Annotated in this window: 24 protein-coding genes; 10 read left to right on the top strand and 14 right to left on the bottom strand. The window is 38.7% G+C overall.

The features are described 5' to 3' along the window. The first annotated feature begins 652 nt into the window (after window positions 1-652). The 10 genes from HMPREF1321_RS08630 (at window position 653) to HMPREF1321_RS08590 (ending at window position 15,363) form a co-directional block, all read left to right on the top strand. Window positions 653-901, top strand: a complete 249-nt coding sequence (locus tag HMPREF1321_RS08630; protein ID WP_009417090.1) for a ferrous iron transport protein A — start codon at window positions 653-655, stop codon at window positions 899-901. A 133-nt stretch (window positions 902-1,034) separates the two neighbouring features. Next, entirely contained in the window at window positions 1,035-3,197 is a 2,163-nt protein-coding gene (gene feoB, locus HMPREF1321_RS08625) for a ferrous iron transport protein B (protein ID WP_009422240.1), read from the top strand. Window positions 3,198-3,268: 71 nt separating this feature from the next. Next, window positions 3,269-4,144 (top strand): hypothetical protein, encoded by an 876-nt coding sequence (locus tag HMPREF1321_RS08620; protein ID WP_009422224.1) that lies wholly within the window; start codon window positions 3,269-3,271, stop codon window positions 4,142-4,144. 31 nt (window positions 4,145-4,175) lie between these two features. Beyond that, on the top strand, window positions 4,176-5,975 hold the full coding sequence (locus HMPREF1321_RS08615) for an O-antigen ligase family protein (protein WP_232205441.1): 1,800 nt from the start codon (window positions 4,176-4,178) through the stop codon (window positions 5,973-5,975). Between the two features lie 280 nt (window positions 5,976-6,255). After that, a complete protein-coding gene (locus HMPREF1321_RS08610) occupies window positions 6,256-7,065 on the top strand; it encodes a hypothetical protein (RefSeq protein ID WP_009422233.1) in 810 nt (269 codons plus the stop codon). Beyond that, window positions 7,062-7,568: a hypothetical protein gene (locus HMPREF1321_RS08605; protein WP_034575949.1), complete on the top strand. Its 507-nt coding sequence runs from the start codon at window positions 7,062-7,064 to the stop codon at window positions 7,566-7,568. Before HMPREF1321_RS08610 ends, HMPREF1321_RS08605 begins: the two co-directional genes overlap by 4 nt. 28 nt (window positions 7,569-7,596) lie before the next feature. Then, window positions 7,597-7,815, top strand: a complete 219-nt coding sequence (locus tag HMPREF1321_RS12450; RefSeq protein WP_083832745.1) for a PLDc N-terminal domain-containing protein — start codon at window positions 7,597-7,599, stop codon at window positions 7,813-7,815. 52 nt (window positions 7,816-7,867) lie between these two features. Then, window positions 7,868-9,808, top strand: coding sequence for a hypothetical protein (locus HMPREF1321_RS08600; protein ID WP_034575948.1), 1,941 nt, complete (start codon window positions 7,868-7,870; stop codon window positions 9,806-9,808). A gap of 133 nt (window positions 9,809-9,941) precedes the next feature. Further along, entirely contained in the window at window positions 9,942-12,206 is a 2,265-nt protein-coding gene (locus HMPREF1321_RS08595) for an NADP-dependent malic enzyme (RefSeq protein ID WP_009419984.1), read from the top strand. 865 nt (window positions 12,207-13,071) lie between these two features. Further along, window positions 13,072-15,363: a TonB-dependent receptor gene (locus HMPREF1321_RS08590; protein WP_009422236.1), complete on the top strand. Its 2,292-nt coding sequence runs from the start codon at window positions 13,072-13,074 to the stop codon at window positions 15,361-15,363. A 217-nt stretch (window positions 15,364-15,580) separates the two neighbouring features. Here the strand turns inward: HMPREF1321_RS08590 and HMPREF1321_RS08585 are convergent, their stop codons facing one another. From HMPREF1321_RS08585 to HMPREF1321_RS08520, 14 genes are all read right to left on the bottom strand, one after another. Continuing rightward, window positions 15,581-16,747, bottom strand: coding sequence for a cell division protein FtsB (locus tag HMPREF1321_RS08585; protein WP_009422223.1), 1,167 nt, complete (start codon window positions 16,745-16,747; stop codon window positions 15,581-15,583). Window positions 16,748-17,335: 588 nt separating this feature from the next. Next, window positions 17,336-17,752: a CBS domain-containing protein gene (locus HMPREF1321_RS08580; RefSeq protein ID WP_009422217.1), complete on the bottom strand. Its 417-nt coding sequence runs from the start codon at window positions 17,750-17,752 to the stop codon at window positions 17,336-17,338. A 278-nt stretch (window positions 17,753-18,030) separates the two neighbouring features. After that, window positions 18,031-18,288, bottom strand: coding sequence for a DUF6952 family protein (locus HMPREF1321_RS08575; protein ID WP_002674192.1), 258 nt, complete (start codon window positions 18,286-18,288; stop codon window positions 18,031-18,033). Further along, entirely contained in the window at window positions 18,269-18,580 is a 312-nt protein-coding gene (locus HMPREF1321_RS08570; protein ID WP_009409976.1) for a thioredoxin family protein, read from the bottom strand. Before HMPREF1321_RS08570 ends, HMPREF1321_RS08575 begins: the two co-directional genes overlap by 20 nt. 132 nt (window positions 18,581-18,712) lie before the next feature. Next, entirely contained in the window at window positions 18,713-19,348 is a 636-nt protein-coding gene (locus HMPREF1321_RS08565; protein ID WP_002674187.1) for a peroxiredoxin, read from the bottom strand. Between the two features lie 119 nt (window positions 19,349-19,467). Further along, a complete protein-coding gene (locus HMPREF1321_RS08560) occupies window positions 19,468-19,686 on the bottom strand; it encodes a YgjV family protein (RefSeq protein WP_009417104.1) in 219 nt (72 codons plus the stop codon). After that, a complete protein-coding gene (locus HMPREF1321_RS08555) occupies window positions 19,686-19,868 on the bottom strand; it encodes a hypothetical protein (RefSeq protein WP_009409979.1) in 183 nt (60 codons plus the stop codon). Before HMPREF1321_RS08555 ends, HMPREF1321_RS08560 begins: the two co-directional genes overlap by 1 nt. Window positions 19,869-19,882: 14 nt before the next feature. Next, window positions 19,883-20,455 (bottom strand): LPS export ABC transporter periplasmic protein LptC, encoded by a 573-nt coding sequence (lptC, locus tag HMPREF1321_RS08550; RefSeq protein ID WP_009422225.1) that lies wholly within the window; start codon window positions 20,453-20,455, stop codon window positions 19,883-19,885. A gap of 5 nt (window positions 20,456-20,460) precedes the next feature. Further along, window positions 20,461-21,804 carry a hypothetical protein gene (locus HMPREF1321_RS08545; RefSeq protein WP_009422220.1) on the bottom strand — a complete coding sequence of 448 codons (1,344 nt, stop codon included), beginning with the start codon at window positions 21,802-21,804 and terminating at the stop codon, window positions 20,461-20,463. A 14-nt stretch (window positions 21,805-21,818) separates the two neighbouring features. Next, entirely contained in the window at window positions 21,819-23,099 is a 1,281-nt protein-coding gene (locus HMPREF1321_RS08540; protein ID WP_009422227.1) for a membrane protein, read from the bottom strand. Window positions 23,100-23,105: 6 nt separating this feature from the next. Beyond that, the gene (locus HMPREF1321_RS08535; RefSeq protein ID WP_009422218.1) at window positions 23,106-23,870 is read right to left on the bottom strand and encodes a type III pantothenate kinase; all 765 of its coding nucleotides are present in this window, start codon (window positions 23,868-23,870) and stop codon (window positions 23,106-23,108) included. Between the two features lie 71 nt (window positions 23,871-23,941). Continuing rightward, a complete protein-coding gene (locus HMPREF1321_RS08530; RefSeq protein ID WP_009422239.1) occupies window positions 23,942-25,096 on the bottom strand; it encodes an ABC transporter permease in 1,155 nt (384 codons plus the stop codon). Between the two features lie 117 nt (window positions 25,097-25,213). Continuing rightward, on the bottom strand, window positions 25,214-25,924 hold the full coding sequence (locus HMPREF1321_RS08525) for a Fic family protein (protein ID WP_009422216.1): 711 nt from the start codon (window positions 25,922-25,924) through the stop codon (window positions 25,214-25,216). Between the two features lies 1 nt (window position 25,925). Continuing rightward, window positions 25,926-26,924 carry a virulence RhuM family protein gene (locus tag HMPREF1321_RS08520; protein WP_009422242.1) on the bottom strand — a complete coding sequence of 333 codons (999 nt, stop codon included), beginning with the start codon at window positions 26,922-26,924 and terminating at the stop codon, window positions 25,926-25,928. Window positions 26,925-26,950: the final 26 nt, after the last annotated feature.

The following is a 26,950-nucleotide window of genomic DNA, read 5'->3' as shown; positions in this document are numbered from 1 at the left end:
TTAATCAACTTTTTACATACCCTTTCTATACCAATCGTCCAAGATTCGTATAAGCTTCCTATAAGCTCTCTATAAGCTACCCCCACCCTCCTTACACCCTTTTTTCACCAAAATCTCTCCCTCCCTTCTTCCGAACTTCTCCGTTTCCTTCCGAATTCTCCTAACAGTCCCAACGCATCGCTTTTTCATCTCAAACTTTGGCAAAGTTGAATAAACTAACAAAACCTCCGCTTGTGCTTTTCTTGTAGCTCGCACCCCATTTGCTAATTCCCTCATTTCCAAATTCTCTAATTTTCCTCTCCTGTGCGGCTCGCACCTTTGCCAAAGTTGAATAAACTGACAATACCTCCGCTGGTTTACAAAGCGTAGCCTTGATTTTGTTTAAAATTTGTTTGATTTCTGACGCACAGCCTCATTTCCCTAACACAACCTCACACCCCATTTACCAATTCCCTCATTTTCTAATTCCCTCATTCTCTAATTCTCTAATTTTCTAATTTCCTCTGTCTGTCGCTTTTGCGTCGCCATTCCTAGTGCCTATGGCCTATGCCCTAAGGCCTCACATCTAAAAACCTAAAATAATTTTGTCAATTCAATAAAAGTTTGTAATTTTGCTTGTCTAAAAATATATTTTGATAATACAAACGCTTATATGACCATTACCTTAGCCTCACTGAAAATAGGACAAACCGCTGTCATTACCGGATTTATCCCTGAATGCCGACAAGAAGTAAGGCAACGCTTGCTCGACTTAGGTTTCGTACGCGGGTCAAAAATCAAGATAGAAAACGTCAGTCCTCTATCCGACCCCGTTGCGTATAGCATTCACAACACCCAAATCGCCCTCCGCAAAACCGATGCCCTCTGTGTGCTGATTCAAGTGGCAGGAGATAGAGGTTAGGTGTCAGATGTGCTACACTTTACCAAAGTTTTTGCCTGTGTGGCTCGCACCTTTGGCAAAGTTGATAATCCTTGTAAATAAGAAAAAATAAATATAAACAAATCAAACAAGCGTTCGGCTTTATACTACAACTATGAAAAACACTTGCGATATTTGTGCCCTCAACCCCTCCGCTTCCCTAAAACCCTTAGGCGAAGAGGCAGGCACTTATAACTATACCATTGCTCTCGCAGGGAATCCTAATACCGGCAAAAGCACCGTCTTCAACGCTCTTACTGGCTTGCGCCAACACACCGGCAACTGGCCTGGTAAAACCGTAACACGTGCCGAAGGCAGTTTCTCATTCCATAAGGAACGATATCGCATCATCGACCTACCTGGCACCTACTCTCTGCTTTCTACTTCCGAAGACGAAGAAGTAGCACGCGACTTTATTCTCTTTGGCAAACCCGATGTAACAGTCATCGTAGTAGATGCAAGTCGTTTAGAACGCAACCTCAGCTTGGCACTCCAAATACTCGAAATCACCGATAAAGCAGTGCTTTGTCTCAACCTGATGGACGAGGCGCGCCGGCATCACATCAATATCGATACCCGCACCCTTTCACGCGATTTGGGCATTCCCGTAGTGGCAACATCTGCACGTACCAAAGAAGGTATCGCCGATTTGCTCTTTGCTATCGAAGAAGTGGTAAGGGGTAAATTCCAAACGAAAAAACAAACCTTTATCGACCTTCCTAAGCAAAATGCCGAAGCCATTGCTGAGTTACAGTTGGAACTTTCTGAACTAAATCCCGATTTACCGAATACACGTTGGCTCTCAATGCGACTCATCGAAGGCGATGAGAGCGTGCAAAAAGGTATAGAAGAAGGAGCTTTTTCTGCTGAAAATAACCCCGAAAGGCAGTCGCGTATCTTGCGTATTGCCGAAGAATATCACCATCTCTTAGGCGATACGTACCGCAACGATTTGGTAGAAGCAATCTACGCCCAAGCTACTGCCCTTACCAATGCCTCCGTCAGTACCGATTTTACTGCGCGCTCTTTCCGCATCGACCGCGCGATAGATAAAATCGTAACACATAAAATTTGGGGTTTCCCTATTATGTTTCTGCTCTTGGCAGGTGTGCTGTGGATTACCATTATCGGGGCTAATTACCCTTCGCAATGGCTCTCCGATTTATTTATAGGGTGGCTCTATCCGCTCTTGAAAAATGGAGCGAATGCCTTGCATTTCCCTTGGTGGCTCAGTGGTTTCCTTATCGATGGAGTGTACTTGGCTACGGTATGGGTCATTTCAGTGATGTTACCCCCAATGGCTATATTCTTTCCGCTGTTCACCCTCCTCGAAGACTTTGGCTACCTACCTCGTGTAGCTTTTAATCTCGATAAGCTCTTTCGCACAGCAGGCGCTCACGGCAAGCAAGCCCTCACAATGAGTATGGGCTTTGGTTGTAATGCCGCAGGAGTGGTAGCAACGCGTATTATCAACAGTCCGCGTGAAAAACTCATTGCTATTATCACCAATAACTTTTCGCTTTGCAACGGTCGTTGGCCTACCCAAATACTCATCGCTACATTGTTCATCGGGGCTTTAGTGCCCAAGCAGTGGAGCGATACAGTAGCAATGCTTGCTGTCATAGGCATAGCCGTGTTGGGGATTGTCTTTTCATTTTTTACCTCGTGGCTGTTGAGCAAGACACTTCTCAAAGGCGAATCGTCGTTCTTTGTATTGGAGTTGCCTCCCTATCGTCCACCGCGTTTCTTTCAAACGCTCTACACATCGCTTATCGATAGAACCCTTATTGTACTCTGGCGCGCTGTTGTATTTGCTGCGCCTGCGGGAGCAGTAATATGGCTGATATGCAATCTCCAAATAGCTCACCAACCCATTGCTCTCTGGCTCATTCAAGGGTTAAACCCCATAGGCGTGTTTATAGGCTTAAACGGCGTAATCCTGCTTGCCTATATCGTTGCCATTCCAGCCAACGAAATCGTCATTCCCACCGTGCTGATGCTCACCACTATGGTCTTAGGGCAAACAGCAGTAGGCGAGGGGGCAGGCGTACTGATGGAAGCCTCAACCTCTCAAGTAGGTACCTTGCTACACGCTGGGGGTTGGACGCTCCTCACCGCCGTAAACCTAATGCTCTTCAGCTTGTTACATAATCCTTGTAGTACTACTATCTACACGATATACAAAGAAACCCATAGCAAGAAATGGACGCTCATTGCTACACTCTTGCCCGTACTATATGGCATAGTAGTGTGTTTTTTGGTGGCAAAACTGTGGTAATAACCTAAAAAACATTTGCTTTTTTAGTTAAAACAGGCTATCTTTGCACAGATATTTTAATAAGCAATGATATGAAACGCTTTCTTTTACTCTTTACACTCCTAACTGCTACAACTTATGCGCAACTCTCTTCTTACACCTATAAGCAAGAACTGAAAGGTGTAAAGGGGAACGCTTGGCATAAACTTATTCTACCCGACCACATCTTTGCACAATTCCAAAGTTATGGCACAGACCTCCGTATTTATGGCGTATCGGCTACTGATACCATCGAAGTCCCTTATACAGTAATCGACACTAATAACATCGTAAAACACAAGGTCAATTTCTCAGTAATAAACAGTAAAGAAACCAAATGCAGTTACATAAACTTCAGTCTGCCTCAGGCTCTTCGCATCTGTAAGATACGCGTTGTCCCTCAAGCCTCTTATGATTATTACAGGAAGCTAAATCTCGCTACTTCTGTTACCGAATCGTATGCGCAAAAACGTTGTGATAGTTATTGTTCTTACGATTTAAGAGAAGCGCCACTTAGTTCTAAAACCAATAATACCTTCTCCTTTGATGATATTCTTGTGAAATACGGACAAATAATAATAGAAAACGGAGATAACGAGCCTCTTCCTATTAGCGAAGTCGTAGTGTATGCAATACGTTATACCTTAGCGGCACGTTTTTTAGACCCTAATCGCACCTATTATTTAGCTTATGGCAAAGAAGATGATTATACCCCCGAATATGATATAGAGCACTTCATAACCGATATCCCAAAACAACTCACCGAATTGCAATATGGCGAAGTGCTCAAACAACCCCAAACAGAAAGCGCTTCTGTAAAAGCATCTTCCACTCCTGCCGAAAAATCTCATCAGCAACTCCTTTGGTGGGTAATGGGAGTGATTGTACTGCTTATTTTTATATTTTCAGCAAAGATGATGAAGAAATAAGCAGAACTCCAAGCAAAAAAAAGAATACAAAATGCGCATAACACTAAGTAATTCGTTTTTGATAACTACTTTAGTAAGTTTAGTTACTTTTGACTGCTATCAAAATAATACTTTCGCTTCTAAAACAATAGTTTTTACAATTCTCTCTGTAGGATTCATTTTTTACTTCATTTGGCAAATAATCTTGTCAAAAAAGAATTTATTTGTCTCATCGATAGATCTTGTTGTATTTGCACTGCTAGTTCATATCATTTCTAATGCCCTTATAAAAGGTACAATCAACTCATTGCGTTATTACGACCTTATCAGCTGTTATGCTTATTATTTGTTCTTGAGGAATGTCATAAGAGCAGAAAAGACAATATTAGCTATTGTATTAGGAGTCAGTTTAGCTATTTTTGTCAATACACTATACGGGTGGGGACAATATTTTTATGTATTTGAGTCTTTCCATTCTAACTATGCACTTACAGGTAGCTTTTTCAATCCTGCTCCTTTCGCTGGACTTATTGCGGTAGGTAGTATGTTTAGTGTATTTCTAATATTGTACAGAAAGAGTCTTTATAGATATATTACCAATATAAAAGCACGAAAAACAATTGTAAAATTCCTGTATTATCTTACTGTTTTAAACATTTTATTGAGCATAGGTGTACTCATTATCCTGCAGTCAAGAGCTTCGTGGTTAGCTTTTATTATAGGGACGTCTTATATGGTTTATACAAAGGTAACTCAAAAGATAAAATTCTCTATCAAGCGATATGGATATATTGCAACAGCATTTGTGCTTATAGCCGTATGTACTTTCTTTTTCTACACTATGCGAAAAGACTCTGCCGATGGACGCGTATTAGTATGGAAAATAAGTACTGAAATGCTCAAAGATTTTTCTCTCACAGGCACAGGTCTTGATGGTTATAAAGCTCATTATATGGATTATCAAGCGCAGTATTTCGCTAAAAACAAAGCTTCTAAACAAGAAATTGCTTTGTCTGACAATGTAGTATATGCCTTTAATGATTTTCTGCAGTTTTTTATAGAAGAAGGCATTCTAGGATTTTTGTTGCTCGTAACGCTTATATGGTTCATATTCAAACAGCCTAAAAGTATAGTTCGTAACATAAGTACTTGCCTTATACTTGTTTTATCAGCATTTGCGTGTTTTTCATATCCTTTACAGATTCTCCCCCTTAAACTGATAGCTTTCACCGCAATAGCATTTATTGCTTTTGGCGCAAAAAACAAACAAGAATTCAAACTGCCTTATGCTTTTATGCGTTGGCAAATCCTTTCAATAACCATTGCTTGGATAGGGTTACAACTCTATAATGCTCACAGTTTGCATATGGGTTATAGTATTTGGAAGAAAGCATTCGATGCTTATCAAGAAATGAATTTTAAAGAAAGTATATCATTATATAAAAGCTCTTGTAAATATTTAAAAACAAATGGTGAGTTTTTAATGCACTACGGAAAGGCTTTAAGCTTAGCAGAACAACCTCAATGCTCCAATTTTGTGCTTCACCAAGCAGAGCAATATTTAAACAATACGGTTGTTCAAACCTCTTTAGGCGATAATTACACAGCTTTGGAAGGCTATCCACAAGCTATACAACACTATCAAAAAGCCTGTGATATGATACCTAACCGTCTCTATCCTCACTACTTATTAGCAAAGATGTATGAGAAACAAGAAAACTTTACCAAAGCAAAGCAAGAAGCTACTATCATATTGCAAATGCCTGTAAAAATACCTTCTATCGCCACTTATCAAATACGAGAAGAGATGAAAGAACTATTAAAAATGAATGATAAACCAGACACAAAATAACTATTTGTTGTTAATTTAATAACACAATAAATAATTAATATTTAGAAGGAATAAGAGCTGTATTTAAAAATATTTTATAATTTATTTGGAAGTTATCATTTTTTGTAGTATGTTTGTGCCGTAAAAACCAATAAATATTATACCGCAAACATTCACATTAGCTAAACAAGGATTTATATTTGTCTTTTAAGAAGACAAATAAATAACTAAGCTACGAGTTATTTCCTTATACGAAAACAGTGCAGAAATAAAACTAAGTAATTAATCAAATAAACTAAAGATGAAAAAAAATGTTTTTAAAATTGTAATTGCCTCATTAATTATTATAGGAGGTTTAGTATTCTATTCTTGTCAAAAAACAGAGGAAGACACTTCTCTTATTGAACAAGACTATTCAAAAGAAATCGCTGTAGCAGGAGAAAACTTCGCTAAACAACTACGAAAAATTATTACTGAAAAACAATTTCGTCGTGAATCTTTAGATTTTAATAGGAAGATATCAAAATCATTGGAGATTAAAAACAGTTCTATCGAAAAATTTAGCACAAAGCAACTTACAATACTATCAAAAATTGCATTGGCTAAACAGGAAAGCAAATCATATATTACTTTTTCCAATGAGTTATCAGAAATTAATAAGGAAATATTGAATCTACCCAAGACAGAGCAGACAGATTTACTATATATCACTTCTATTCTTTATTACGGATTAAGAGAAATTAATGAAATGGCAAAAGAAGGTCTAATCACAGGAGCACCAGAAGGAAAGAACAACTCTCTTACTTTAGCTCGTTTGAAAAGAGGATTAATAGCAGCTAATTTTGAAAATCCAGAGAATGGAGATAATAATAGTTGGTGGGATAATAATAGTTGGCTTGGTGCTGTATGGGGTGTTGCATTAATTGAACCGACTCCTATTGGAGAAGCAGTAGCAGGAGCTATAACAGGAGTAGTTGCTAGCTATTATGTATTGACTCGTGCAGAATGTATTGCTAAATATGTAGATTGTAGGAATTATGACAGTTATAAAAAACCTTGTAGTGATTGCCTTCATTATTGTATTGTACAAGGAAATTGGAATTGCCAATGATAGGATTTGAAGTTATCATTAATAAAAAATCTCTTGTAGGAGGAATTCAAGAAGGGATCACTTCTGTCATTGTAGACAGATTACTTTTAGACGCTCGTAATGAATTAACCATAAGCTTTGGAGGATATGATACTAAAACTAATAACTCTATTCATTGGTTAAAAAAGGAACTATTTATAGGAGATAGAATAACCATAAAAGTTATAGAAGTTATGGACAATATTTCTATTCCTTTTGAAATTGAGAGTTATAGAGAAACAAATTCTAAGCTTACTTCAAATATAAGTCTTTGGTTATTTGTCAAAGGAGAGGTTATACATGCTAATATAGCCAAAGGGAGTATCCACTTGATTGCAACAGTTCTAAATGAAAAAAATAAATCTGAAATAGAATTAGATTTTATAATAGTTGAGTACATAGATAATGAGGATACACCTAAAAAACATTGCTATAAAAATACTTTAGTATTAGGTGATGCACTTACCATTGAAGTAAAAGAATAATAAAAGATTATATTTAATTTATTATATTATGGAACCATTTTTAACTACAACTTTTTTAATTCTGCTTTTCCTTTTAATACTTTGGGGACTGTTAGATATTTTCTATCGTCATTATAAGAAAGACCCGAGCGTAGAAATGTATTGGATATTTATTATCTTATTATTTCCTTTTTTAGGTGCGCTCTTATATTTTCATAGAAAACACAGCCAGAGACGGAAAAACTGTCTTTTCTCACAGCGTATTTAATAAACCTTTAAAACAAGCCCTTGCCTTAAAGTAGGGGCTTTTGTACCTTTTTATGAAATATCTTATATTCGTTACTCTGTTTTTTCTTTTATTTTCTTGCTCCACCAAAAACGAGGCTTTAGAACTTGCTTTACAACAGGCGGGGACTAACCGCCCCGAGTTAGAAAAGGTATTAGCTCACTACCAAAACGACAGCTTAAAATATCAAGCAGCTGTGTTCCTTATAAAAAATATGCCTTATTATGAGTATCAGGTGAGCCCTGAGATAGATAGTATAAAAACGCTCTTAACACATATCTTAAAAAAAGGAGACTTAACTGAAGCGGAACGCCAAAAAGGAATAAACTGGCAAGAGGAGACCTCTAATGTTACTTATAAACAAGATATCAAAGAAGTAAAAGCCTCTATGCTTATTGAAAATATTGACTATGCGTTTAAAGTTTGGAAGGAAAAACCTTGGAATAAAAATCTCTCTTTTGAAGATTTTTGTGAACTCATATTGCCTTACCGTATTGCTCAAGAACCATTAACCAATTGGCGAAAACAATATTATCAAAAATATAACTATATCTTAGACTCTCTCTATCAAGGTACAGATGTAGTAGAAGCTTGCAATATATTGTGCCGTTATTTGAGAGAAGAAAAATATTTTTACTACTTTGATGATTTAAAAACTCCTAGGCAAGATGCTATTTTTCAATTAAATAATAGAATAGGCACTTGCCGTGAATCTTGTGATGTTGCTACTTATGTAATGCGTGCAGTAGGAATCCCCGTTACTACTGATATCTATCTTTATTCTCCTGAATTTCAACATAATCATCAATGGAATGTAGTTCGTGATACCACAGGTAAATATCTGTCTTTTTGGTATGAAAATTTTGATGCCACACGCGATTCCTCTTTTACTGATGAACGTAAAAAAGCAAAGGTTTTTAGAATGACCTATGGAATCCAACGCCCCTTTGAAGAGTTATCTCAACTACCTCCCTCATTGCAAAATCCTTTCTTAAAAGATGTTTCCCAAGAATACTTTGGTAAAAACAGAGCTATTATTTCGCTACAAAGCGAAGCTAAAAATGCTTTTATTGGGGTCTTTACCGCTCGTATGGGGTGGTTAGTCGTAGGACAAGGTAAAGTAACAAATAATACAGCCACGTTTGAAAATATAGAACCTTTTGTGATTTACCAGCCTCTGAGCTATGAAAACGGCGAACTCACGCCTATAGCCTACCCTTTTATGCTTCAAAAAGATAAGGTACACAGTCTTATTCCTCAAGAAAAGCAAGAAATAGTGTTAACCCGTAAATATCCTCTTAGAAAAGGGCATTCAGCTAATTACAAACAATGGTTACTCCTTTCTCGACTCAAAGCAAGTAATAATGTTAGTTTTTCTCCTTTTGAAACCTTGCATATAATGAAGTCTTTGCCTGCTCAAAATGTAATAGAAGTACCTATTCACTCTCAAAAAGCCTATCGTTATTTTCAATATGAAGTGCCCAAAGATTCCGTTCTTTCTATTGCTGAAATTCATTTCTTCGGGAAAGATAACAAAGAAGTTATCTTCGATACTATCTATAGCAATGGCAAACCTTGGAAAAATATTGCACTTTTTCAACTTAAAAATTGTTATGATAACGACCCAATTTCATTTTTTTGCGCAAAAGAAAAAGGCACAAGTCTATTCTTTAAATCCAGTACACCACAAAGCATTACAAAAGTAATACTCATTCCCCGTAATGATGATAATTTCATCAGAGAAGGTGATGTATATGAACTCTTCTATAACAAGGGTATTAAAGGGTGGGTGTCATTAGGCGAACAAAAAGGCACTAAAACAGAAAAACTATACTATCAAGCACCTAAAAATACGGTATTATGGCTTAAAAATAAAACCAGAGGCAAGGAAGAACAAATCTTCTTATATCAAAACAACCGACAGATATTCCCTATTTTTGAAGAAGAAAAAAACGTATCTCAAAATCTAAATTAAATAACTTTCTCACTATTCCTCATTCGTCATTCGTAATTATTTATTACCTTTGCCCCCTAAACAAATAATAGGTAACACGTAATTAGGTAACAAATGCCGTTACCTCTTACCTCTTACCTCTTACCTAAATCAAATGGATCAAAGAAAAAAAGAAGAGGCACTACATTATCACGAGTTTCCACAACCTGGTAAAATCGCTATTGTGCCTACCAAAAAACATTCTACACAACACGACCTCGCGTTGGCTTACTCTCCTGGAGTAGCCGAACCTTGCTTGGCAATTGCCGAAGATAAAAGCAACGCCTATAAGTATACTGCCAAGAGCAACCTCGTAGCCGTAATTTCCAACGGAACTGCCGTGCTCGGTTTAGGCGATATAGGCGCTGATGCCTCTAAACCTGTAATGGAAGGAAAGGGTTTGCTTTTCAAAATATTTGCAGGTATCGATGTGTTCGACATCGAAGTAGATGCCACCGATGTCGATAAGTTCGTAGAAACCGTAAAAGCTATTGCTCCTACCTTTGGGGGTATCAACCTCGAAGACATCAAAGCGCCTGAGGCTTTCGAGATTGAACGTCGCCTAAAAGAGGAATTGGATATCCCTGTAATGCACGACGACCAGCACGGTACAGCTATCATCTCGGCAGCAGCCCTTGTCAATGCTTTAGAAATTGTAGGTAAGGACATTGCCAAAGCGCAGATAGTAGTAAACGGCGCAGGAGCCGCCGCTATCTCTTGTACACGCTTGTACGTGGCTTTGGGTGCCAACCCTAAGAACATCGTAATGTGCGACAGTAAGGGTGTGATTCGTAAAGACGCTCCTAACCTCACCGAACAAAAAGCCGAATTTGCTACCGACCGCAATCTTCGTACTCTCGAAGAAGCAGTAAAAGGTTCTGATGTATTTATTGGTCTTTCTAAGGGAGATGTACTCACCCCCGAGATGTTGCTCTCTATGAATAAGGACGCTATTGTATTTGCAATGGCAAACCCTATTCCTGAAATCGATTACGATTTGGCGGTGAAAACCCGCAAAGATATCATTATGGCTACAGGTCGCTCCGACTTCCCTAACCAAGTGAACAACGTGCTCGGTTTCCCTTATATCTTCCGCGGAGCGTTGGACGTTCGCGCTACTAAAATCAACGAAGAAATGAAACTCGCTGCGGTACGTGCTATCGCCGATCTTGCCAAGAAAACTGTACCTCAGCAAGTAAGTTTGGTATACGGAGGTGAAAATCTCACCTTTGGTCGCAACTATATTATTCCTAAACCGTTCGACCCTCGTTTGATATACGAAGTACCGCCCGCTATTGCCAAAGCCGCTATGGAATCAGGGGTAGCACAAAAGCCTATTACCAACTGGGAAGCCTATAAAGGCGAACTAATGGACAGAATAGGTGTAGGTAGCAAAGAAATACGCCTATTGCAAGACCGTGCCAAACGAAATCCTAAACGCGTAGTATTTGCTGAAGCCGACCAATTGGAAGTGCTTAAAGCTGCTCAACGCATTTATGAAGATGGTATCGGTATTCCTGTGCTTTTGGGTAATAAAGAAGTGATAAAAGCGCTCAAATACGAAATAGGTTTCACCGGTCGTGTAGATGTAATCGACCCTAAAAGTGATGCCGAAAAAACACGTCGTGAGAAGTTTGTAAAGCATTATTGGAAACTGCGCGAACGTCGTGGTATCACCTACGAAGTAGCCGAACGCCTAATGCGCGAGCGCAATTATTTTGGTACGATGCTCGTAGAAACCGGTCAAGCCGATGCAATGATTACTGGTTACTCTCACGCTTATCCTAATGCGATTCGTCCAGCACTCGAAATCATCAAAAAAGACGAAGGTGTAGAGCGTATCGCAGCCACCAGCATTATGCTCACCAAGCAGGGGCCTTTATTCCTTTCAGATGCTACTATCAATATCGACCCTACTGCCGAAGAGTTGGCTAACATCGCCTTGCTTACGGCTCGTGCCGTGAAGTTCTTCGGTTTAAAACCTTCGGTAGCGATGTTGTCGTATTCTAACTTTGGTTCGGCAGTATCCGAAAGTAGCCTGAAAGTACGTGAGGCAGTAGCTTACCTCCACAAGCACCACCCCGATTTAGTAGTCGATGGTGAAATCCAAGCCGATTTTGCTCTCAATCCTGAGAAGATTGCCAAGAACTATCCGTTCTCTAAGCTCAACAAGGGCAAAGGGGCTAATGTACTCATCTTCCCTAACCTCGAAGCAGCAAATATCAGTTACAAGCTTCTCAAGGAAACGCAACACTTAGATACCATAGGCCCTGTGATTTTAGGTCTTTCTAAACCTATTCACATCACCACTATCGGTTCTACTGTCGACGAAATGGTAAATCTCGCTACCCTTGCAGTAATTGACGCTCAACAAAAATAGTACGAGTCGCACAAACAATTAGTGCAAAGTTATATAAACAATAAAAAAATGTTGTTTTCATATTATAAAAAAGGCTGTTCAATATTATTGAACAGCCTTTTTTATACAGCATCTATTTACAATTGCTTCCCGTTACTGTTCCGTGAAATTACTCAGCTTTAGCTGAGTAATCCGTGAAACGATAATGTTTTACAAAAAAATCATCTCTGCTAAATCCGTGTAATCCGTGCAATCCGTGCGAGATTTCCAGAAAGTTTCCTATCTATTTGTCCAATTTGTAAAGATTTGTAAGATTTCTGTAGCGTAAGTCACACTTCTCTTACATCAAACCTACGTTACTCCAAAGTATAGTAGCAAAGCCCCCTATTTTCTTCATAAACTCAATTAATCTTCAATTGTAATTTATTGTAGACCCACTGTAGACCCACTGTAGAGCCACTGTAGAGCCACTGTAGAGCCACTGAAAACCCACTACACTTCCGTTTAAAGTTTATTTAAAGTCCGTCAGAGGTCTCACAGAACAATTGCGCAAAATTATGAACTATAACTCAGTTCGATATGTACAAAGCGAATTAAGAGTTATGTTCTTTGTCTATGATAAGCATCGCTACTTCCCCCTTTGAAGGAAGTCAGCGAGCTGGCGTAGCTGAGTATGTGAATAGGGAGAAATGTTTATAATCGGCTAATATAGATGTAACCACACACAAGGTATATTTCGCAAAATGTAAACAACTACTGTTGATTTTCAGCCTCTAATGTTCTCTCTTTAATTATTTTTACATAAACCTAAAAATAATTTTTAATTTGTTTTCGTATAATCTAAAAATATACTACCTTTGCCCCAAAATAATGATATTAGTAATATATGAAAACTTTTTTATTAGCTATCTCTTTAGCTTTTAGTATTTTGAGTTTCTCTCAGGAAGGTACTATCAAAGGTACTATCACGGCAGAGGGGCAACCCTTAGAAGCCGTAACTGTTCAACTCGAAGGTAAAACCTTCAAAAAATGGACAACCTCCGACCGCAATGGTCAGTATTCTCTTTCCTTACCCGCTGGCGAATATAGGCTAAAAGTGCGTTCGTTGGGGTATATTCCTTATAACGATAAAGTTGTAATCACAGGAGAAGAGACCCTCTCTCAAGATGTCTCTCTCAAAGAAGATGTAGTCGGAATGGAAGAAGTGGTCGTAACAGCTACCAAAACCAAAGAAAACCGTAAGGACGCACCTGTATTGGTGAGTGTTACTACCAATCGCGAACTAGCAAACGTCAAAGCCCATACCTTGATGGAAGGTCTGGTATTCCAACCGGGTTTGCGCACCGAAGTAAATTGCCAGAACTGTGGTACTTCCCAAGTGCGTATCAACGGCTTAGAGGGTGCTTATTCCCAAATCCTTATCGATAGCCGTCCTATCTTTGGCTCGCTCAATGGTGTGTATGGCTTAGACCAAATCCCTGCCAATATGATTGAGCGCATAGAGGTGATTCGTGGAGGTGGTTCTGCCCTCTTCGGCTCTAATGCCATTGCCGGTACTATCAATGTGATTACTAAAAACCCTACTAAAAACGAGGCACAAGCAGGTATTGTGGGCAACCTCATAGGCGGTAAATCGGGCGATGTGGTGAGCTCTTTTAACGGTTCACTTGTGAGTGAAAACTATATGCGCGGTATCTCTTTCCACGCTATGCAACGCTCACGCCAGTCTTATGATGATAATGGCGATGACTTTACCGAAATCACTCGTTTGCGCAATCTCAATGCGGGTGCAAAACTCTTTAACGATTTCACCGACCGTCATAAGCTCACCGCCGAACTGAACGTGAGCAACGAAAACCGTCGTGGAGGTAATAAACTCGACGAACCTGAACACCTTGCCGACCTTGCCGAGAGTATTCGCACTCAAATGCTTGGAGGGAATGCAAGTTTCGACTACTTTTCGCCTGCTTATAACCATAAGTTCACCGCCTATACTAGTGCCGAACGCACTCGCGCCGATAACTATTACGGCAGCTTCGACGGCACCGATATAGTAGCCTCTTCTGGCAACTATGGGGTTACCAAAGAGAATATTTGGTTACTTGGCGGACAGCATACGGCTTATGTGCCTACGAGCAACGGCAATTTGCAATGGACGTCAGGCGCCGAATATCAATACGACAAGATAGCCGAAAAGCGTCAGAATCCTAATGTGCTTGCCGTAAACCAAAAAGCGAATACATTTGGTCTTTTCACTCAAGCCGATTGGCGTATCTCTCCCAAAATCAAAGTGCTCGGGGGTGTCCGATTCGACAATGTCAATTCCGATATAATGAAGAAAAGTGTTACTGCACTCAACCCTCGTGCGAGTGTCCTCTACAATATCGATGAGAATTTCATTGCTCGGGGTTCGTATTCACGTGGTTTTAGAGCCCCTTTCTTCTATTCAGAAGATGTACACAGCGAATTGCAAGGAGGTGAAGCACGACGCGTAAAACTCGCTGATGATCTTAAAAAAGAGACTTCCGATAGCTTTACTGCTTCTTTTGAGTATAACCACGCTCACGACAATCACCAATTTGTAGCGATGATAGAAGGATTTTATACAGCTTTGCACGACCGCTTTACTTACGAAGATGCAGGTTTAGAAAACGGATTGCCTATCCGTGAGAAACGCAATTCCGATGGTGCCGTAGTGAAGGGAGTAAATATAGAAGTGAAGTACAGCCCCGATCCCAAATTTATGGTTCAACTCGCCACCACTATCCAAAGTTCTAAATACAATAGTGTACAAAACCCCGAAGAAAACGTCTATACCGATGAAATTCTTCGCACGCCAAGTGTGTATGGCAACCTGATGGCAACCTATAAACCACGCCCTAATTGGGATATCAACTTTGTAACCGTATATACAGGTAGTATGAAAACCACTCACTTAAAGGGATATATTCCTAATACGCGTTTGGAGACCACTCCTGCAATGTGGGACGTAGGCGTGAACACCGCTTATGAGTTTAAATTCCAAACTTTCTTCCCCTTAGAAGTGAGTTGTGGTATCAAAAACCTCTTCAACCAATATCAAAAAGATTTCGACAAAGGTGCTGAACGCGACGCCGATTACATCTATGGTCCTTCGCTACCTCGCACTGTGTTTGTAGGTTTGAAAGTGAAGATTTAGTATTCGTTATCAACCTTACCAAATTTTCTAATAGCGTGTCGTGCTACGACCTTTGCCAAAGTTTCACACTTTGGCAAAGTTAAATAAACTGATGAATAGTTATATTTATATCGTTTTTGTAGGGGCATTTTGCAAACACTTTTCTAAGATACAAAAAAGCGACTCGAAAAGGAGTCGCTTTTTCATTATTTGTATATTGGAAACTTTGTTACAAATATTAGTAATTCAACTGATAAGTAGTAGTCATATCACTGTTATAACTAATATCAATACCAATATTATCTATTACTTGTGTTCCATTTTTAGTTTTAAGTTTGAAAGTGTGGCGAGCTACTTTATTCACTATTAAGTCGATAGTTTTACCATTCTTATCTTTCTCCACTTTTATAGGGATAATAATATCAAACACTTTTTCATCACTTTTATCGCTTACCAATTGGTACTTTTTGCTTTTCTCAGTACCATTTTGAATGTTAGTAATAAGTGTGTTTAATTTTGTTAAATAATCAACATCAGTAAAATAACCAAGACCTGTATTACTACCAGCTCTTGCATTTCGGGTTTCGTTGATAGTCTTTACAAAACCGTCGTTGTCAAAAGTATAAGTATAGTTATGAGTATAATTTAAAGCCGTGCCATCTTTTGTTAAAACCATTTGTTGTAACAAGTTCTTAGGAGCCACACCTTGTATCCAACCTATTCGAAAGTCAAAATACTGCATATAACTACCCACGATATCCCCTTCAAAGTTGTACAACAAAAACTTATTTTTGTTCAAGTTGTTGTTATAAGAAAGCTGATTTTCAAAGGTGGTAATTTTACCGTCCCAATTTCTCTTTTCACTAATCTTAGTCAAATTGTCATTTGTCCACTCAAAATCCCCTATTTTTGGAACATTTGTCAATCGTTCCTTGCTGTCGTAAGTTCCTAAACCTAACATATTACCAGCGGCATTGAGTCCTACTTCAAAATTTTCTACACCCCCTGTATCTTCATTGGGAAAAGTTATTTTCACAGAGCTATCTCCATAAATAAATGTTTTTACATTATCACTTTTGCCCTCTTCCTTTCTAGTAATCTTTTTGATTCTTCCTTTTTCATCGTATTCATAAGCGAAGTTCAAAGTTTTTGCTACAAATTTTTGACCGTTGAGAGAGGGTTCTAAGGTACTTTCAAGAGAAGGGGCAGGAGCACCACCTGTATAGTCTATTTCCACTATAATGAAGTTACAAGAAATAGTTCTTACTTTTTTAGTAGGCAAGTAGTCACTTTGGGTAGTAGGAGTAGTAGTACCATTACCGCCATTAGGAGGAGTATCATCGTCTTTACTGCCACAACCTACAAGCATTGCTATTGCTACGATACTGAATAAAATTTTTTTCATTGAATGTAATATTTTATGAATTTAGATGCAAAAGTAATAATAAATTGTTAATCAGCAAATTTTATTCATTAGTAGTTAGTTGTTAGAAATGAGAACAGCTGAGGGTAGCGAGGAAGTCAATGAGAGCTCATAGCCGAGAATCAAAAAAGCGACTCATTTTTGAGTCGCCTTTTTGATAAAAACGGTATAGCTATACTTCCCTACTTTCAAAGCACTCCGCAATACCTCAACCCCTTTATAAGGAGCGATTTCTTTCGCCTCGAAACCTCGTTTTTAGCATTTTTAGCCTTGTTGTATTATGGTATGAATCAACCACTTACACACCCTTTCTATACCAATCGTCCAAGATTCGTATAAGCTTCCTATAAGCTAACCCCACCCTTCTTACACCCTTTTTTCACCAAAATTCCTCTCAGCTACCTTTTGAATTTCTCCGTTTCATTCCGCTTCCTCAGATGTGTCACTTTTAGGGGTACACCCTCCGCTGGTGCGAGCTTGTAGCTCCTACTCCATTTACTAATTCTCTCATTTTTTAATTTGCTAATTTTCTCCGCCCGTGTGGCTCACACCGTCTGTGTGGCTCAACACTTAGTATTGTTCCAAAAGATATTTAATAAGGTCAGTGGTTGTAACCAATCCCACTAACCTGCCATTATCCACCACCGGAATAGAGTGAAAACTTTGGTCGGCTAGTATTTCAGCCACTTCTTTAATCGAGGTATCAGCACTTACTGTAAGAGGTGTTTTAGCCATAATTTGCGGAATAGTATACATATCATACACCACCGAAGTAACTTCTTCTTCGCCATCAGTCATATCAGCAAAACTAATGCGCAAAAGGTCAGAATAGCTTACGATACCTATAAGCTTATCTCCTTCTACCACAGGAATATGGCGAATTTTATGCTTCTTAAACAGTCGCTCAGCCTCATAAAGCGATTGAGTAGGAGTAAGAGTTACTAACTCCTTACTCATAATTTGTGATACAGGTACTCTTTGTTTCATAATATATACATTTTTAAAATGAATAATTCCGTTTTGTAATCAAATTACCCTACAAAGGTAGTTATAAAAGAGATATAAAGCAAAGTGTTTAACAAATATTTAACGTTCTAACATACCTCAACTCTCGAGCTTTGACAACTTACTTTAACTCAAACTGATGTTGTGTCGGTCTAATCTTTCTTCGTCTTACCTTCGGAAGTATATAAAATAGAAAAAGCCGTTCAGACATCTCTGAACGGCTCTTTCGTTTCTAGTTAGTGAAAGAAATAATAATAATTTTACTTGTCAATAGACCCTACTACACGCTTCATAAAGCTGTTAAGGGCGTCTTTCTGTGGAGTACCTTGTTTAATCATATTGTCTACCTCGATAGCTCCGTAGAAGTTGGAGAGCAATTCGCCTATTACGTCCAGCTCCTCATCTTTGAGTTGCTCACATTCAATGAGATTTTCGAGCGTTTCTACCGTCTCATTTACGTAATCTTGGTCGTTTGTCTCAATAAATTGAACGATGTGTTTAATTACCGGTAATCTCATCTATAAATAGCTTTAAGAGTTCGGCTTTATTCGTTTGTATTTGGTTCACCAAAGTACCGTTTTTAAAAGCTGCGAAGGTAGGCAAATTATCTACTTTGGCTAATTTGCGCGACTCTGCGAAAGCTTCTGCATCTACATAAATAAAAGTAGCATTAGGAGTTTCGCTGGCATACTTTTTAAACTTTGGTTTCATTATCTTGCAATTACCACACCATCCTGCGCCGTATTGTACGAATACAAGAGGGTTAGAGGCTATTATTTCTTGCAAGTTATCTTGGGTAAGTTCTGTCATTATAAAAATAAAATAGTGATGAGTTTTTTAGAGTGTGATTTTCTCATTCTCATCCCCCCTCTCGCAAAGAGAAGAGGGGGAGAATGAGTTCCTTACAATGATCAAGTTATCTATAAGAGTGTTGTTTACTTTTTAGTGAGAAGCCAAGTAGCTGGCTACTCCTTTGCGGTCGGCGTGCATAGCCTCTTTACCTTCTTCCCAGTTAGCAGGACATACTTCACCGTGTTGTTGTACGTGAGTATAAGCATCTACCAAACGCAAATATTCTTTTACATTGCGTCCTAATGGCATATCGTTAATACTTTCGTGAAATACTTTTCCCGTTTCATCGATAAGATAAGTAGCACGGAAAGTTACATCATCACCTTCAAGAAGATAAGCATCAGCTGTTTCGTCGTAAATTTCACGAGAGTCGAGAATACCTAAAATACGAGCGAGGTTGCGGTTGCTATCAGCAAGGATAGGGTAAGTTACGCCTTCTATACCTCCATTGTTTTTAGGAGTATTGAGCCAAGCAAAGTGTACTTCGGGAGTATCGCAAGAAGCACCTATTACTTTCACATTGCGTTTCTCAAACTCAGCCAAAGCTTCTTGGAAAGCGTGAAGCTCAGTAGGGCATACAAAGGTAAAATCTTTAGGATACCAGAAAAGGAGAACTTTCTTTTTGTTGTTTACAGCTTCTGAAAGCACATTTATTTTGAATGTATCCCCAAGGTCGCTCATAGCATTCACTTCGATATTGGGGAATTGTTTTCCTACAAATGACATATAATATTCTGTTTTGTTTTACGGGTGCAAAAGTAGGGTGTTTTTGTATAGGAAGAAACGTTTTTTTATTGAAAGATTTTATATGAAGATAAATAATAATTATGCAAGAAAAAGCTCTTTTACTTCTTCTTGCGCAATTCTCGCCAAATATATACTATTTGTACTATTATTAAAAAGCTGTTAGGCAGTATCACCGGAATACTATTGATTAAGTAACCGTAAACAACAAAGAGAGCACACCCTACCAAATTAGTAAGGCGTATATACACAAGATTATCTTTAATCAAAAAGCTGAGCACTACAAAAAGTGAAGCAGCATAACCAATAATATCAATCATTATTTTTTGCGTTTAAGCCGGGTTTGACGTCTGAACCAAAACATTGCCAAGGCTCCCAAAGCAAAGGCGATGTACAAATACCACTGAGTGCGGTCAGCAGTGCCCCACAAGTTATAAACCTCATAGGCACAGTAAAGAGCGATTGCCAAATAGGCATATTCAAAAAATATACGTGCGTTCATACTATTTTATATTGTTATTCTTCTTCGTTATCTTCAATAGCTAAGATACCTGTAGTTTTATGCGCTTTTACAGTCGAAAATTTCTTGTCGAAATCCATACCTATACCATTAGTAACAGTACCTTTAGTTTCATCGGTAAAACTAAATTCTCTATCGGTAAAAATCCAATCTTCTTTTTGGTCCCAAAAAAGCTGTTCTGTTTTAAGGCGCTTACCGTCATAAGTAGTGAGTACTACATTGTCGCGCAGTTCTACCATATCGGAGCTCGGATAGATAATACCGTAATTAGCCTCTACGATATTTTTATGTCGTGCTTGGTCGTAAAACTCTACTTTTACCCCTTCGGGAAATTCAGAGTACGGCATACGCTGATTGGTAAAATCTTTATTTAATTTACTGGTAACAACAGCAACCACCTTAGTAGAATCGGTGTATACCAGTTTAAAATCAAAGGCTTCTCCTTGCGGGAATTTCTTTTGAATGCTCAGCTGTTGGAGATTGCGCATATCGTTATTACACGAAAAAAGCATTGCCATACTCATTAGTACGGCAATACTTTTCGTAATATCTAAAATCAATACCTTCATATGTTTTACAAACGTGGCACTGTGATAGATTGACCTATCCAGCATTTAAAAGTAATGTTTTTACCTGCTAAACCAGATTCAAATACATCTACTTTTGAAGGAGCTAAAGCATCGTAACGAGCAGCTAAACTTTCCAAACCTCCTTTACGAGCAGTTTTGGCAGCTAACCAATATACGGCTCTTTTCTCAAAAGGAGTACTACCACATTCATTAGCTGAGCTTGCGTAGGCGTGTGCCATAATACGATAAGCGTCGGAGTTTGAAGGGTTGTAAGAAAGTGCTTTTTGAGCATAGGCAACCGCTTGTGCTTTGCTGTGTTTAGAGGCGATACGAATGAGCAATTTTGATTTCTTAAAGTTATCTGTCTCTAAGTTCACTGACTCATTGTAATACTGAATAGCTTTGGCAGAATTTCCTGCTTTATCATTCATTACCCCTAAATAGTAAGCTGAGTTTGCTGACGGTTTTACGTTGTGCAATGAGGTTACGATTTTCACGAATAGAGGGTCTTTGGTACAATCTTTATCTGACATTTTACCTGCTGCACGGCGTAACCATTCTTCATTGTTCTTATTTACCTCAAAGTTCTTGGTGTAAAGAGGAATAAGGTTTTTACAATCAGCAAGCTGACCGAGTTTAGCATCTACACTCTCTGCAATAGTTTCGTAGTTATCTACGCGTTTACGACAACCGTCCAAGAGCCTTTTGTCCTTTTCGCTAAGAGTACCTGCTTCTTCTTGAGCTAAATACTTGTTGATAGTTTCAGAAAGCTCATTCTTTTCGTCTTGAATTTTATCGGATACGTTGTCATAAGCATCGAATACTTCTTGCAATTCTTTCTGTCCTTTTTCGTGTAAAGAAACCAATTCAGAGAAGTACAAATACAGAGCCTTTTCGTTTTTAAAGTTAGCTTTATCTTCGGTAAAGGCTTTGTGCAAAAGGTCGTAAATCTCTTTATCTGTTCCTATTTTTTCATCGAACATCAAAAGGGCTTGACGAATACGCATTTCAGTAGCTGAAAGACGTGTAGGGAATGTTTTGTTATAATCGGTGTAGAGTTGTAACAATTCTTTGGCATTTTGAGTCTTTTCAGCACCTGTGGTTGTATTCATTTTGTCTTGCAAGATGCGTTCGCCATAGGCAAAGGTAGCATAGTGTAAAGAAGGGCATTGGGTATATACTTCCTTCCATACAGGATAAGCCTCTTTGTAATTTTTGGCTTTGGCATACTCACTAAATATAGAGAGTTTTTGCTTTAATTCTTCGTTGTTTTTGCAATCTTGTGCTTGTGCATAGGCAGCATAAAAGAAACTTGCAACTACTGTGGCTAATAAAATTCTTCTTCTCATTCTTTGTTTGTTTTTTATTGATATTTTGTTCGTTGGAACCACTTATCGTTTAAAGTGAAACCTATTTTTAAGTTGAAATAATTTTCCTTTACTAAATTGGCTGAGGTAGTACCTCTTATGCCGTATTCTCCCACAAGGGTAAGATTTGAAAATCCTTTTACGGGTAAACTAAGTCCAAAAGACGTGCCAAAGTCGTTTATGTTTTGATTATTGAGCACAATTCCTGTATTTTCATAGCGCAAACCTATACGATAGGTTACTCTTTTCCAGTAACTTGAATAGGAATTGTAGTTAGGAATCCAAAAACCTCCTAAGGCTATTTTGTATCCGTCGGTATAACTGACATTTGTGGTAGTAAGGAACGGATTTGAAAATGCTTTTGTATTGGCATAGGTATATTCAATCCCTGTAAACCATTTTTGGTGTTCTCCTAAACCTAATCCAAACTCTATTTGAGTGGGCAAGGTAAGTGAGGTATTTTTGAGCCCTAAGGCTTCTAAATCTAAAGCACGTGTTTCGCGTATTGCCAATTGTGGTGCTGAACGCCTATTATTTCCTGCTACATAGCCTAATGTAGAGATATTGCGTTGGTTTTCAGAAGATAGTTTACTTTGTGGTGTATATACCAATGAGGTATACAAACGCAAGCGGTGTTTCAAAGTCTCTTCGTAATACAAACCTAAGTTAAAAGCACCTCCTTTTAGGCGTGATTTGCTAAACTCTTGGGTATAGAATTGTACGTCTTTTTGTTGCAAGAGGTCGGTCATATCAATGGTTCCAAAGTTATAACGGAAAGAAGCTCCTAAACTGAATCCGCCGAATATCTTTACCCCAGAGGAAAGAAAAAACTGATTCACATTTCCTTTTCCTTCAAACTGGTTTACTGTTTCGCTTGTGGTGTGCTTCAGTTTATAACCTACCGATGAGTAAGGCACCAACCCAAACGATACCCCAAAGTTTTCGAGAATAGGGAACCCGAGTGTAAAATAATCGAAGGCGGAGGATTTAGTACCTATTTTTGTTTCATTTGTAACAATATTTTTGCTTTGCATTGTAAATCCGGCTGAAAAAGCGGTGAATTTTAAGTGCGAAAGTGAGGCAGGATTCTGCATATTGATACGAGTAGAATCGGCATAAACACCAATTCCGCCCATAGCACTTTCCTCGGCTATACCGTTAAAATTGCGTTCACCGACTCCGTAAAAAGAGTAAGGCGACTCAGTAGTTTGTTGCGCAAAACTCACGTAAACGGTTGTAAATAAAGCACTAATAAGTGTGATTAGTTTCTTGTTCATAAATATTTATCCAATATTAGTAACGTGTGCCTCTCCTTCTTTTGTTTGATATTCTAAGATGGCATTGAGCCCCTCGAGCAACACGTATGAGCCTGCAAATATCTGATTTTTTATTCTTTCTTGCAAATAATTTTGATTACCCCCTGTTAAAATAGAGATAAGCGAAGGGAATTTTGCTTCGTATTTTTTAATCACTCCCTCTATTTCGCACACCACATTGTGATAGACACCTGAGAGCATACAGCTTTCGGTAGTATTTCCTATAAACTGTTCAGTATCAAAAAACTGTTCGGATACTAATGGCAGTTTGGAAGTGAAATGGTGCATCGCTTTTAGGCGCATTGCTATCCCTGGGGCGATAGCTCCCCCGAGGTACTCTTTTCTATCGGTAACTATATCGAAAGTAATGCAGGTACCCGCATCGATGATGAGTACGTTGCGGTTGGGAAAACGTGTCACCGCACCTGCTACCAGAGCCAAACGGTCGATACCTAACGAGTGAGGGGTTGCATACTTATTGACGAAAGGCACAGGGGTTTCAGCAGTGAGGTATAACACATCTGGCAGGAGTTGTTCTAAAAAAGAGAAACGCTCTTTAACCCCAGTTACCACCGAAGCGATGATGCAATGAGTTACCTCGTTTAAAGCTACTTTGCTTAAAAAAGATTCTTGAAAACCCTCTTTGGCAAAGGAAAGAAAGAATGTTTGTATTCCTTTTTTGAACAGCGCTACTTTTATGGACGTATTACCTTCGTCTATTATTAAATTCATTTTCAAAAATCAATGGGTGTGTGATTGTCCTGCAATAATTGCGCCAAAAAAAGAAGGTCTCCTGTTTCCTTTTATTTTACTCGTACTCTTGAGGAAGCTACTAATGAGGCTAAAACGCCCAAAACTACAATGGTAGCCAATACAATGAGTAAATTTAAAGGAGTAATAGCAACAGGGTAGGCTAAGGTAGGGCTTATCATTACAAACTCGAAATGCTGTTGTAAGAGGACTACCGCAACGCCTAAGGCAATACCTATCAGAGCGCCGATTACCGATGCCATAGTGCCTTGCCAAAAGAATATCTGTCGCATTTGTTTTTCGTTCATACCGAGCGCATAGAGCGTTTGCAGGTCGTCTTTCTTGTCGAGTATCATCATAATGATAGCACCTACGAGGTTGAAAAGCGCAATGATGAGCACCAAGATGAAAATCAGATACACCGCTATATTTTCGGTATTGAGCATACGGTAAAGCGCATCGTTTAGCTGTGCGCGGTTCTTCACTACTACGGGCTCTTGAAAGAGGTGTAAGAGCTGTTCGGCGACTTGCTTTTCATCAGCATTTGGGGCTAATTTCACTTCTATCGCTGAGACCTGCCCCTTACTTAGCCCCAATAAGAATTGGGCTTCGTCTAATGATGAAAATACGTATTTCTTATCTAATTCTTCCGTGAGTTGGTAGATGCCTTGTACTACTGAAAAGGCTTGACGGTAGGGCATAGGGTCGTTTAGGATACTGCCTTTGCCTGCCTTGGGAACTACTATTTGTAGAGGGGAAGAACCATCGAGGAGATTTAAACCGAGATTATTGAAAATAGTAGCACCCACTATCACACTGGGAGGTGAGAGCTCCCAATTGCCCAGCACGAGGATACTATCGACATCGTTTACTTTGGGGTACTCAGCATCTACTCCCTTGATATAGGCGATGTGGTTTTTTTGGTTGTGAGTGAGAAACACCTGTTCTTCTAACACTTTGGTAAAGTGTGCTACCGATGAGAGTTGGCTTAATTTGAGCGTATCTTGATTGGTGAGTGATAGGTATTTGCCTGTTTTAGGAAACACTTTTAGGTCGGGGTCGAAAGTAGAGGAGAAGGAAAGCGTAAAGTTTTTGAGACCTGCGAAGCCGGCGAGCACAATAAAGAGGGCAGCACCACCCAACACCACCACAAAAGCCGTAACCCTATTGATGATGTTGATAACGTTCTGCGAACTTTTGGCGAACATATAACGCCTTGCTATGTAGAAAATTGAAGTCATTGTTAATGATTAGTGATTAATGGTTAGTGGTTAATGAAAAGTGCAAAGGTATGGAGTAATTAGCAAAAAGGCAAAATTTGGAAATTAGCAAATTCTAAAATAGGCCATTACTGCCTTGTACTCATCTTGTGCTGTTAAGCAAGTATCGAGCAAAAAGCCTTCTGTTTGTTGCCAATTTTGTAGCCCGCGATAGTAGAACCAACGGAGTTGTTCGGTAATGATAAAAGGCACTATGTTGTTAGCTAAACATTCTTTAAAGAGCAACAAACGCCCTATGCGTCCGTTGCCGTCTTGAAAGGGGTGAATGGTTTCAAAACGCCAATGAAAATCGACCAAATCACGAAAGGTTTTGGTTTGTTTTTGGTGGTAATCGACTAACAAAGCGGTCATTTCCTGTTCTACATTTTCAGGCAGAGAGGTGGCATTGCCTCCTACTTCGTTAGGTAGTTTCTTATAGTCGCCTATGGTAAACCAATCTTTATTGCTATCGGAAGTATCTGCTTTGAGAATGCCGTGAAAGGTTTTAATCATCTCTTGGGTAAGAGGTTCAGTAGCGCATTCTAACATTGCATCAAAAGCCTTAAAATGATTAATAGCTTCGAGAATATCATCAATTTTTACTGCTTGCTGGGTAATGCCAATGGTATTGGTTTCGAAAATATAGCGCGTTTGCTCGTGTGTGAGCTGGCTACCTTCTATATGATTGGAATTATAGCAAAAATCTATTTGAGTGCGGTGATAAATACCGCCCTTTAGCTTTGTTTCTTTCTCTTGTAATAATTGTTTTAAAAGCATTTTATTTCTTTAATAATTTAGCGGTGTTCTTTTCTAATACTTTTAAACTCTCTAAGTATGATTCTTCAATAGGTGAAAGGGTTCTGGCTTCATAAGTGCGGTATTCTCGTGTTGCTTTTTTCTCGGCTTCGTCGTGACTAATAGATCCCGCTCCTTTTAATACGCCTTTGCCATAATTGGCTGAAAATTTATCTAATTCATCTACCCAATCTTGCATATACATAGGGCTTTGTGTTTGTGCTTTAAGTTCAGCCAAATCAAAAAAAGCTGAAACAAGACGGTTTAGGCGAAATAATTCTTCTTCAGTGAGATAGTTTTTAGCGATTTTAGCTTCGTTCAAAGTAGGTAATGCTCCTTTAAAAGTAGTGAGTCCCATAAAATCTTTGGTACTATCAGCTCTGTTATAAATGAGTTCAGCCGAAGTTTGCAGGCTACTGGCGTAATGCAGTTTGTTTTGTACTACTTTGAAAAAAGTGAGGGTTGTTTCACTTTTAGGGTCGTAATCTTTACTGGTAGCATACAAATCTAACACTTGGCGGTATAAAGCTTTTTCACTTGAACGAATATCGCGAATTCTATTGAGTAGTTCTTTCCAATAATCACCTCCTCCATTGCCTTTGAGGCGCTCATCGTCCATCGTAAAACCTTTTATGATGTATTCTTTCAGTCGTTGTGTTGCCCATTGGCGAAAGCGAGTAGCAATATTACTTTTTATCCGATAGCCAACAGAGATAATCATATCAAGATTATAGTGTTTTGTAATGTAGTTTTTCCCATCAGGAGCAGTTGTTCGGAAATTCCGAACAACTGAATTTTCGATGAGTTCTCCTTCTTCAAAAATATGCTTAATGTGTTCACTTACATTAGCTTTGCTGGATTGATATAGTATAACTAATTGTGCTTGTGTAAGCCATACGGTATCCTCTTCAAGTCTTACATCTATTTGGGCTGACCCATCTTCTCGCTGATAGAATAAGATTTCTCCTTTTTGGTTTTCCATTTTTTGCAGGTTAAATTAGCAAACTT

The sequence above is a fragment of the Capnocytophaga sp. oral taxon 412 str. F0487 genome, assembly GCF_000271925.1.
GTDB classification, from domain to species: Bacteria; Bacteroidota; Bacteroidia; order Flavobacteriales; family Flavobacteriaceae; genus Capnocytophaga; species Capnocytophaga ochracea.
The sequence above is the reverse complement of the archived record's forward strand: the minus strand, read 5'-3'. Positions and strand labels throughout refer to the sequence as shown.

Excerpts from the sequence above, each read along its gene's own strand:
- HMPREF1321_RS08630 (WP_009417090.1), top strand. The coding sequence starts at position 653 with ATGACCATTACCTTAGCCTCACTGAAAATAGGACAAACCGCTGTCATT.
- feoB (WP_009422240.1), top strand. The coding sequence starts at position 1,035 with ATGAAAAACACTTGCGATATTTGTGCCCTCAACCCCTCCGCTTCCCTA.
- HMPREF1321_RS08620 (WP_009422224.1), top strand. The coding sequence starts at position 3,269 with ATGAAACGCTTTCTTTTACTCTTTACACTCCTAACTGCTACAACTTAT.
- HMPREF1321_RS08615 (WP_232205441.1), top strand. The coding sequence starts at position 4,176 with ATGCGCATAACACTAAGTAATTCGTTTTTGATAACTACTTTAGTAAGT.
- HMPREF1321_RS08610 (WP_009422233.1), top strand. The coding sequence starts at position 6,256 with ATGAAAAAAAATGTTTTTAAAATTGTAATTGCCTCATTAATTATTATA.
- HMPREF1321_RS08605 (WP_034575949.1), top strand. The coding sequence starts at position 7,062 with ATGATAGGATTTGAAGTTATCATTAATAAAAAATCTCTTGTAGGAGGA.
- HMPREF1321_RS12450 (WP_083832745.1), top strand. The coding sequence starts at position 7,597 with ATGGAACCATTTTTAACTACAACTTTTTTAATTCTGCTTTTCCTTTTA.
- HMPREF1321_RS08600 (WP_034575948.1), top strand. The coding sequence starts at position 7,868 with ATGAAATATCTTATATTCGTTACTCTGTTTTTTCTTTTATTTTCTTGC.
- HMPREF1321_RS08595 (WP_009419984.1), top strand. The coding sequence starts at position 9,942 with ATGGATCAAAGAAAAAAAGAAGAGGCACTACATTATCACGAGTTTCCA.
- HMPREF1321_RS08590 (WP_009422236.1), top strand. The coding sequence starts at position 13,072 with ATGAAAACTTTTTTATTAGCTATCTCTTTAGCTTTTAGTATTTTGAGT.
- HMPREF1321_RS08585 (WP_009422223.1), bottom strand. The coding sequence starts at position 16,747 with ATGAAAAAAATTTTATTCAGTATCGTAGCAATAGCAATGCTTGTAGGT.
- HMPREF1321_RS08580 (WP_009422217.1), bottom strand. The coding sequence starts at position 17,752 with ATGAAACAAAGAGTACCTGTATCACAAATTATGAGTAAGGAGTTAGTA.
- HMPREF1321_RS08575 (WP_002674192.1), bottom strand. The coding sequence starts at position 18,288 with ATGAGATTACCGGTAATTAAACACATCGTTCAATTTATTGAGACAAAC.
- HMPREF1321_RS08570 (WP_009409976.1), bottom strand. The coding sequence starts at position 18,580 with ATGACAGAACTTACCCAAGATAACTTGCAAGAAATAATAGCCTCTAAC.
- HMPREF1321_RS08565 (WP_002674187.1), bottom strand. The coding sequence starts at position 19,348 with ATGTCATTTGTAGGAAAACAATTCCCCAATATCGAAGTGAATGCTATG.
- HMPREF1321_RS08560 (WP_009417104.1), bottom strand. The coding sequence starts at position 19,686 with ATGATTGATATTATTGGTTATGCTGCTTCACTTTTTGTAGTGCTCAGC.
- HMPREF1321_RS08555 (WP_009409979.1), bottom strand. The coding sequence starts at position 19,868 with ATGAACGCACGTATATTTTTTGAATATGCCTATTTGGCAATCGCTCTT.
- lptC (WP_009422225.1), bottom strand. The coding sequence starts at position 20,455 with ATGAAGGTATTGATTTTAGATATTACGAAAAGTATTGCCGTACTAATG.
- HMPREF1321_RS08545 (WP_009422220.1), bottom strand. The coding sequence starts at position 21,804 with ATGAGAAGAAGAATTTTATTAGCCACAGTAGTTGCAAGTTTCTTTTAT.
- HMPREF1321_RS08540 (WP_009422227.1), bottom strand. The coding sequence starts at position 23,099 with ATGAACAAGAAACTAATCACACTTATTAGTGCTTTATTTACAACCGTT.
- HMPREF1321_RS08535 (WP_009422218.1), bottom strand. The coding sequence starts at position 23,870 with ATGAATTTAATAATAGACGAAGGTAATACGTCCATAAAAGTAGCGCTG.
- HMPREF1321_RS08530 (WP_009422239.1), bottom strand. The coding sequence starts at position 25,096 with ATGTTCGCCAAAAGTTCGCAGAACGTTATCAACATCATCAATAGGGTT.
- HMPREF1321_RS08525 (WP_009422216.1), bottom strand. The coding sequence starts at position 25,924 with ATGCTTTTAAAACAATTATTACAAGAGAAAGAAACAAAGCTAAAGGGC.
- HMPREF1321_RS08520 (WP_009422242.1), bottom strand. The coding sequence starts at position 26,924 with ATGGAAAACCAAAAAGGAGAAATCTTATTCTATCAGCGAGAAGATGGG.